General features: G+C 31.7%; 6 protein-coding genes. 5 read left to right on the top strand and 1 reads right to left on the bottom strand.

The annotated features are described in order from the left end of the window. Window positions 1–382: 382 nt before the first annotated feature. Window positions 383–919, bottom strand: coding sequence for a TetR/AcrR family transcriptional regulator (locus AC2CGN_RS15940; protein ID WP_484514872.1), 537 nt, complete (start codon window positions 917–919; stop codon window positions 383–385). Window positions 920–1,159: 240 nt separating this feature from the next. Here AC2CGN_RS15940 and AC2CGN_RS15935 point away from each other — a divergent pair, with 240 nt between their 5' ends. The 5 genes from AC2CGN_RS15935 to AC2CGN_RS15915 all read left to right on the top strand — a co-directional run bounded on the left by AC2CGN_RS15935 (window position 1,160) and on the right by AC2CGN_RS15915 (window position 9,059). Next, window positions 1,160–3,337 (top strand): MMPL family transporter, encoded by a 2,178-nt coding sequence (locus tag AC2CGN_RS15935; RefSeq protein ID WP_484514870.1) that lies wholly within the window; start codon window positions 1,160–1,162, stop codon window positions 3,335–3,337. Window positions 3,338–4,334: 997 nt separating this feature from the next. Continuing rightward, window positions 4,335–4,817, top strand: a complete 483-nt coding sequence (locus AC2CGN_RS15930) for a nitrous oxide reductase accessory protein NosL (RefSeq protein WP_484514868.1) — start codon at window positions 4,335–4,337, stop codon at window positions 4,815–4,817. 39 nt (window positions 4,818–4,856) lie between these two features. Next, window positions 4,857–6,263: a nitrous oxide reductase accessory protein NosL gene (locus AC2CGN_RS15925; RefSeq protein ID WP_484514866.1), complete on the top strand. Its 1,407-nt coding sequence runs from the start codon at window positions 4,857–4,859 to the stop codon at window positions 6,261–6,263. A gap of 913 nt (window positions 6,264–7,176) precedes the next feature. Beyond that, a complete protein-coding gene (locus AC2CGN_RS15920; RefSeq protein WP_484514864.1) occupies window positions 7,177–8,004 on the top strand; it encodes a helix-turn-helix transcriptional regulator in 828 nt (275 codons plus the stop codon). Window positions 8,005–8,090: 86 nt separating this feature from the next. Continuing rightward, window positions 8,091–9,059, top strand: coding sequence for an iron-siderophore ABC transporter substrate-binding protein (locus AC2CGN_RS15915; protein WP_484514862.1), 969 nt, complete (start codon window positions 8,091–8,093; stop codon window positions 9,057–9,059). Window positions 9,060–9,090: the final 31 nt, after the last annotated feature.

Raw genomic sequence — 9,090 nt, 5'->3', positions numbered from 1 at the left:
AGCCATATAAAGTAGCCATTATTGCTTGTGCAAATAAGCTTTTACATTGGATTTATGCGATTTTAAAAACGAAAACAGCATTCCAAAAAACCATGTAGTGACAGTATTTTCAAATACAACAAAAACCTTCCAAATTGAATTCGGAGGGTTATTTGGGTTGCGCTTTTTAGTATAGCATGAAGTGTTTTTTAAATTAAAAGATTTTTATTGACAATCTATTAGCTGGTTTAGTTTAAGTGAAACTCTTCACATTTCCATGAAAAGTTACCATCTCTTTAGCTAATTCGATATGGAATAATTTTACACAAATCAGGTCTTTTTTACAGAAAATCTCTGAAAATATTAATGATAATTATTCAAAATAACAAATCGTTTATTGAGATTAAGTGACGTTCATACTTTCTAAGATTTGTACAACTTCTTCAGTTGGAATATTCATATCATCATTTATCCATTTTCGAATTACTTTAATGATTCCTCCTGTCGAATAAGTGAAAAAATATTCTAAATGAGTCTCATTAGCATTTGGTAACTTTTTTTTAATTTCTGCAATTGTTATATCATGAGCGGAATTCAAAACTGTATTTAGTACATGAGAGCTATTTTTTTCATTAAAAATGATTTTACAGAGATCCTTATTTATAAGTATCAATTTTAAAAGTTCATTTAGTATATTTTCTTCTTCCGAAATATTAATTGTACTCATCATTTTCTCTATCAATTCTTCTTCAATACTTCTCATTAAATCAAAGGGATCATTATAATAAGAATAGAAAGTTCCGCGATTAATATCTGCTACTTTACAAATATTCGTAACAGTAATTTTATTTAAGTCTTTTTCTTGTAGCAGCTGTAAAAAAGCCTCTATAATTACCTTTTTACTATACAGTGTTCTTCGGTTTCCTGGTGTACCAACCACGTATTTTCCCTCCCTTAGTAACCAATTCACTTTAATATGTTTTTAAATGAACAAAACATTAATAAATGACTATTTAATAACACATGTTTTTATTTTGCTTATTGTTACCTTCCATTAGCCTTAATATACTATGTCTATGCTATTAAATCAACAAGGTGTTCGATTAATAACTTATTGTTTAAGCAATAACTAGTTGTTTTAATGTGTTGTATGTAAAATTAAGATGAAAGGAAGCTGTTAATGGCAAAGTATCTTTATAAATTAGGAAAATTGGCGGCAAACAATAGTAAAAAAATAGTTGGAGGCTCATTATTAATTCTCCTTGTAATAGCAATTATTGCAATGAAACTGGGATCAAATTTTTCTGAGGACATGTCTATACCTGGATCGGAATCAGAAAAAGCCCTTCACCTCATTAAAAAGGAATTTCCCTCTAATACAAGTCAAGTACAGTTAGTATTTAATGCACCTGAAAATAAAACCTTAGATTCTGAAGAGATTAATAATGTAATTACAGATACATTGAAAGTGATAAAAGAAAAAGATAGTCATATTGTTTCTGTAGCAAGCCCGTTAGAGTTAGGGAATTTAAATAAAGATAAGAATATTGGTTATGCAATTGTTACTTATAATGTAGCAGCAGCCAAGGTATCGGAAAAATCAAAGGAAAATATTATAGAAAACATTGAAAATATTCGTGATGCTGGCATTCAAACAGAATTATCTGGTGATGTTTCATTTTCTGAAATGGAAATAGGAGGAATAACAGAATTAATTGGGGTAGTTGTAGCTTTCGTTATATTGGCAATTACTTTTATTTCCTTATTAGCGGCTGGGTTACCAATTATTACGGCGGTTATTGGACTTGCTATAGGAATTTTTTTAATTATGATTGGCACAAATTATTTGGATATTACCTCAGTTTCAATAACGTTAGCAGCAATGTTGGGATTAGCAGTAGGCATTGATTATGCTCTCTTTATTATGACTCGTTTTAGACATCAAAGGAAAGAAGGCTATTCTGTCCAAGAGTCTGTAGCAATTGCAAATGGAACAGCCGGTAGTGCTGTAGTGTTTGCTGGGATAACAGTCATCATTGCGCTCTTAGGTTTATCTGTTGCAAAAATACCCTTTTTAACAATGATGGGTCTTTCTGCTGCTCTTTGCGTATTATTCGCAATATTTATTGCGATAATTGTGGTTCCAGCTTTTTTAGGTTTGATGGGACATAAAGTGGGACCAGATAGAAAAAATACTTTTTTAAGCAAAATTATTAAACGTGATAAAAAACAAACTACTTCCGATAGATGGGGAAATTTCGTAGCAAAACGCCCGTGGAAGGTAGCGATTATCGGAATTTTACTTTTATCTATAATTGCTATTCCTATTTTTCATATGGAACTCGCATTACCAGATAACGGTTCGAAAAATGAAGAGACAACAGAAAGAAAAGCATATGATTTACTTACCGAAGCTTATGGCCCAGGCCATCTTGCAACATTAATTGTAGCGGCTAAAACCTCAAGCGAAACAATCAATCCACAAATAGCAATAAGTGATACTATAGAAGAGTTAAGTGGGTTATCAAATGTAAAAAATGTTAGTCCAGCAATTCCTGGACCTTCAGGAGAATTGTATCTTATTTCTATAACTCCAAACACAGGAGCTGCCGATTCAGAAACAAAAGATCTTGTAAACGATATTCGAGAAAAGGCAAAAACCTTAGAAAAATCCAATCACATAAAATTAATGGTTACAGGTACTACGGCGGTAAACATTGATATATCACAAAAACTGAGTGATGCATTACCAATCTTCGCTTTATTAATTATTGGATTTTCATTCATTTTATTAGTACTAGTATTCAGATCTATTCTAGTCCCATTAAAAGCAGTACTAGGATTTGTACTATCTTTAGGTGCAACATTAGGATTCACTGTATTTGTTTTACAAGATGGGAATTTAATTGATTTATTTGGATTTCCCATTGCTTATCCTATATTAAGCTTCTTACCAGTCATTGTCATCGGAATTTTATTTGGTTTAGCAATGGACTATGAGGTTTTTCTAGTTAGTAGAATGCGTGAAGTTTATACACATACCGGAGATGCACGTAAAGCTGTTTTAGCCGGAATGAAAGATAGTGGTGGAGTAGTAACAGCTGCAGGGTTGATTATGATTTCAGTATTTACTGGATTCATGTTAGCTCCAGATCCAATAATTAAAGCAATGGGCTTTTCACTCACATTTGGCGTTATATTTGATGCTTTTGTAGTAAGAATGGCTATTGTTCCAGCAGTAATGATCTTAATGGGAAAAGCTTCTTGGTACTTGCCAAAGTGGTTAGATAAATTACTACCAAATTTAGATATTGAGGGAGAATCATTTATGAAAGAAATAGAAAGAAAAAGGTATTAAAAGGAGAACGATGTTAAGTTCGAATAATGCATAATGTTTTTAATTAATGGGGCTGCTTATTTTTTTTGAAAAAAGTTCATCGGTCGTATTGAATAAGAGGATGTTTTGATCAATCTTTTTTCAAAGCATCCTCTTTCTGTTTGTTCATTTATCAAGGTTATTAATATCAATTTGATCAAAATCTAAAAAAACTACATCGCTAAATAAGGATATTAAAATACGTTTAAATTTTAGTATAGTTATTTTCTTATTGATACAGATAGGTAAGGGTTTGAAGTTATCGCTCCCTTTTCCCCCTGTTCACACCGTACGTGCGACTTTCACCGCATACGGCGTTCCAACTAAACCAATTTATTCTTTCTATATTTTAAGCAGACGAGTGCTGTGTTTTCAAAGTTAGATTATTTCATTGTTACATTTCAGTCGTAAGATATTTACTTTTTCTATTTGCCTAATTGAAAGCTTTACAGCTTTTAAGAATTCTTCAATTTTAAATTTGTCTTTTAAATGTATAAGCTCATGTATAGCCTTGTTCAAAACTATTAAGTTTGAATAGCTATCATCTTTTGAAATGTGAAAAGGATTAATATGATGACAATGCCAATCGTTAATACCCAATTCTTCACCTAAAATGGCACATTTGCCGTACAAGGAAGCTCATATTTTCCTATGACCTTTACTTGAAATACATTAGGTTCCTTTTTGATGAAAAATTGTAAAATAAATTTAATAGGCTGATAACACAAAGCGAAAACTTCTAACGTAATTTGTCTCGACAACAATTACGATTCGGGAGTTTTCGCTTTTAAACTATAGTAAATTGTAAAAATCTTTAATTGCTATAAGGCAATCAATCTCAGCTTATGATGATGAGCCATGTTTATAATTCATTTTATCGATTCCTGTTTTTGATAAATTTTTCAATTATTTCACAGTTACTTTCAACTTATTTCACATCTGTGCCGTATTATTGGAAATTGAAAGGAGATTGTAAACATTGAAAAAACTATTCGTATTAGGATTTATATTGTTAAGTATTATTTCTGTAGATCTTATAGGTAATAAACACAAAATCGAAGCAGCTCAATCAAGTTTAGAAAAAGATGTACCTGATAATACAAATTGTGCATTTTGTAATATGGTGGTGTACCAAAAAAAAGATAAGATGGGTGTTTTTTCTGCCCAAGCAATTAAAAAGAAAGGTAAAGTGGTTTATTATGATGACATTGGTTGCCTTTTATACGATGAGGTGAAAAATAAAACAACCAATAAAAAGTATGTTCGTGATTACAAAACATTAAAGTGGGTTCAAGCTGAAAAGGCGACGTATGTTAAAACATCGCTAGTTTCACCAATGGACGATGGTTATATATATTTTGCTAAAGCAGCTGATGCGAAGGATTATATTGCTAAACATTCAGGTACAGAAATTGTCCCATTTAAAACTGTTCAAAAAGAGAGTGTTCAGAAATATCAATAGATATAGTTAAAAACACATTTAGAAAGGAAAATATAAAAAATGAAAAAATATTTACAGTTTGGATTGCTTATATTTGTAATTTTAGTAGCATTTTTGAATAGTAATCAAAATTCAATTGTATTTGCAGCCACTACAGATGTCCAAGCTATTAAAAATGGAGAAGTAGTTTATTATAAGAATGTATTTTCAGTGTTATATGATGAATTAAATGAAGGGGTTACATTTACAAAAAAAGTACAGGATTATAGTACAAAAAAATGGGTTGCGTTAGATTCAGTAACGATTGTTAAAACTAATGCTTCAAAAAATATTTATTTTTCAAAAGAAGCAGATGCAGATAAATATATTAAAGCTTATAAAACAAAAAACAACATAACCTTAAAAAAGGTTAATTTAAATACAATTGAGACTAGTGCCCAGGAAAAATATAAAAAAGAAGCACCAAGTATTGTATTAAATGCGAGCACAACCGAGCCAACAAATACAAATGTCACAGTTAATGTAGATATTACAGATAATAAGAAAGTGACCTTGAAAAAATGGGCAATTGGTACAAAGCCAGCAAATAAATTTTCAATTGCAGGGACAACCTTAACAGATAACTCATTTACAGTAAGTAAAAATGGAACATACACAGTTTATGCTTTAGACAATAATGGTAATAAAAGAACAAAATCAATTACAATATCAAATATTGATAAAACGGCACCAGCAATAACACTTTCAATACCTGAAAGTGATACAACAGCAGTAAGTAAAAAAATACAAGTTTCAACTACTGATGATACTGGGATTCAAGATCTAAAATGGGCATATGGAGATAAAAGTGTAGAATACTTCGTTGATAAAGGTTCAAGAAAAGCGCCATTACAAAATGCGAATCAAAAAGATAAAATTATCGCACTAAAAAATGGTGTGTATACATTTTATGCTGAGGACAAAGCGGGGAATAAATCCGTAAAAACAATTACTATAGACGGAATCTCAGAATTTACAGAAGTAACACAAACGGGTGTACACTGTGAAGTATGTCGTATGGATCTTCATAACACTGACCCAAATAAAGTGTATTCTGCCAAAGCGATTGACCAAGAAGGAAATACTCATTATTTTTGTAGAATTGGATGTATGTATCATCAAGAACATGCAAATGGTATAGCATTTACTAATAAATATGTTCGTGATTATAGTGCCACAGCGCCACGCTTAAATAACTGGATTGCAGTTGAAAATGCAGTAACTGTAAAATTTAATAATGATGAAACAGCCAAAGGAATCATGGGCTGGAAACTTTTCCACTTTACAGATTTACCAAGTGCAGCAAACTACCTAAGTGTGAGTAAAGAAAAAGTAGTAGCTGAAAAATTAGAAAATATCATTGAATATGCGAAAACGAATAATAAGGGAATGAATTATCAATACGAGGTTGATAAAGCAGCACAGTAATTTTAAATATTTACAATTTGATATTGGCATTGGTTAAAGATAGAAGCAAATCCTTATTTAGAGCGTATTCCATTCTATACGGAGAGCTACAGTTTATTTGTGAATAAAAATCATGACTTATCTCAGAGGAAGAGCATCAAACCAGAAGAGTTGATAGAAATACATGTATCCTCAAGGGAAATGTGGTCGTGACTTAATCGATAAAGACAGGGGTTAACGATTTATAGTGTTACGGAAACCTCATTATTTCAGCTCGTTCAAAAAGACATTGGTGCTACTATTCAAACCTAGCAACTTATTGAAAACTTCCAATCGCTAGGTATTCCAACCAATTGAAATGCGCCTACGAGAGAACTTGATATCTTTTATCGTAACGACAAATATTTGAGTAAAGCAGCTGTAGATTTCATGAAAAGAGTTATAGAACAGTTTTAGAAGTAGAGTAATGTGTTTACTTCTAAAATCAGTTTAAACGATTTTTATGTCAGTGGAAATAGATAAACTTTAGTCGATAATCTTTATAACTTACAATGTACGCATTACAAGAAAGATTATTTATCAAAAGAAAAAATAAAGATATAAATTACAACATATTTAAACCACTTCCAAGTGAAATTCCCCTCAATTGTTATACATGGTATTCCATTAGCCAGAAATTTGGGTATGAGTTCGATATTGTATCGGATTCATGCCTTTTAATTTTCCTTTAATTCTTCATTTTGTATTGTTATACATGCATAACCATAAACAGCTTGTAATTTTTCATTAAACCAGTAGTTCTGATTTATCTATATTGACAATGATAATCATTATCGATAAGGTGAAAATAGACAAGAGTCCTTATGCCTTATCTTTCCGTATTCTATCAGCAGATTTTTGATTGATTCACTATTATTGAAATGAGGTATGCAATGTGAAAGTCGACGTTCAACAGCTAGCAGAGCATTTAGCACATACTCCTTTTCAAGTAGAAGGAGTATATAGATATTCTAAAAGTTCAGGTGTTCCCTACGCTGATTATACAGATTCCTTTCCTGGATTTGTATTTCCAATCGCAGGAAAGATACAATTTCAATTTAATGGCACGCCTTATATCTTTTCACCAGGAAAAGTTGTGCATGGGGGTGCAAATATGAAGCTAGATCAAGAAAATTTCGGTAGTATCAATTGGGAATATATTCTTGTTCAATATAGGATATGTAAGTCAGAACTAGAAGAGTCAAGCTTTTCTCATCAGCATTTTGAATTATTAACAGGACAATCTCCTCGTCTTATCGAATTAATTATGCGTCTTTGGCACGTCTATAATCAGCGCGGAGGCATTTCAATGTTTCAGACCGAAATGCTTTTTCGTGATGTATTGAATGAAGCCTTATTATGTGTTGCTAATAGGCAAAATAGCTGTGAATCACATACTCTATTCGAACGGGTATCTAATTATATTCATGAAAATTATTATCAAAGCCTTACAATAGCCTCGCTTGCAGAACAAAATAATGTTAATCGAAATCGACTTTCTTATGTATTTAGAAGGTATGCAGGGATGGGACCTGCAGAATACTTATTAAAATATCGTATAAACATGGCGCAAGAAATGCTACTTACAAGTGATGCGTCTGTGCAGGAAATTGCCCAAACGGTTGGAATTGCTGACCCCTTTTATTTTAGTAGAGTGTTCAAGAAACAATTAGGTATTTCCCCCAGTGAACACCGAGAGAAGTTCATCAATAATCCATGTTAATTTCAACAGGCATCTATTCTATTCAAAAAATACCTTTACTATACTAATGGCATACCAAAGAAAATAAAATGGTGGAGGAATTTCGTATGCTAAAGATTAAAGGTCTGCTAATCTCCATGCTACTATTCGCAGGCATACTAGCTGGTTGTAATGAAACGCCTGCTAAAAATAAAGATTCAACTACAGAAGCAATTAATGTAGATGCAAAGGATTGGCCTAGAACATTTAAGGATGCCTTAGGTAAAGAAATTGTTATTGAGGAAAAACCAGAAAAAATGGTTTCACTATGGTATTTTTACCCTGAAATATTAGTTGCATTAGGTGAGCCACCTGCTGCCACTACTGAAAAAGAGTATTTATCTTCTTTAGCTTATTTACAAGGAAAATTGGATTCAATAGAAGAATTAGGCGATAAATTGTCTCCTAGTATTGAAAAAATTTTATCTACCAAGCCTGATTATATTTTAGCAACAGAACATCATGAAAAATTGTATGATTCACTAGAAAAAGTGGCACCAGTCATTACATTAAATTTCAAGGATATCTATGAAAATTGGCAATATGGACTTCGTACAGTAGCCGAGATTCTTGGAAAAGAAGACGAAGCAGAAAATGTAATTGATAAAATGATGAAAGAAATTACAACTGGACGTGAAGCATTAAAGTCGATTCAAGGGGAGTCAATAGCACTTATATTGTCTTGGGATGGAAAAACTTTTAATGTTCTAGGTGAAGAAAACCCTGTTTATACACTTGCTTTTGATAAAGAAATGGGACTGGGGCTTACACCAGATGATACATTTAAAGGTACTAATAATGAATTTACTTCGTTTGAAGGAATTTCAACTATTCAAGCAGATCATATTTTCCTTATAGGTGACATTACTAAGAAGGAAGAATTAATGAATGACTTAAAACAAAGTAATGTATGGAATAATCTGAATGCCGTAAAGAAAGGTAATATCTATTTAATGGATAGTTCTGCTATTACTGGTGGTCCATTAGCCATCGAATATGCTTTACAAAATATAACGAATGCCTTACATAAATTCTAAAAGTCGAAAAGGCATCAAAAAATAAGGAGAG

It is taken from the genome of Lysinibacillus sp. DFXJR4 (genome assembly GCF_057196045.1).
This window is presented reverse-complemented; position numbering and strand designations above follow the sequence as displayed.

Excerpts from the sequence above, each read along its gene's own strand:
- AC2CGN_RS15935 (WP_484514870.1), top strand. The coding sequence starts at position 1,160 with ATGGCAAAGTATCTTTATAAATTAGGAAAATTGGCGGCAAACAATAGT.
- AC2CGN_RS15925 (WP_484514866.1), top strand. The coding sequence starts at position 4,857 with ATGAAAAAATATTTACAGTTTGGATTGCTTATATTTGTAATTTTAGTA.
- AC2CGN_RS15915 (WP_484514862.1), top strand. The coding sequence starts at position 8,091 with ATGCTAAAGATTAAAGGTCTGCTAATCTCCATGCTACTATTCGCAGGC.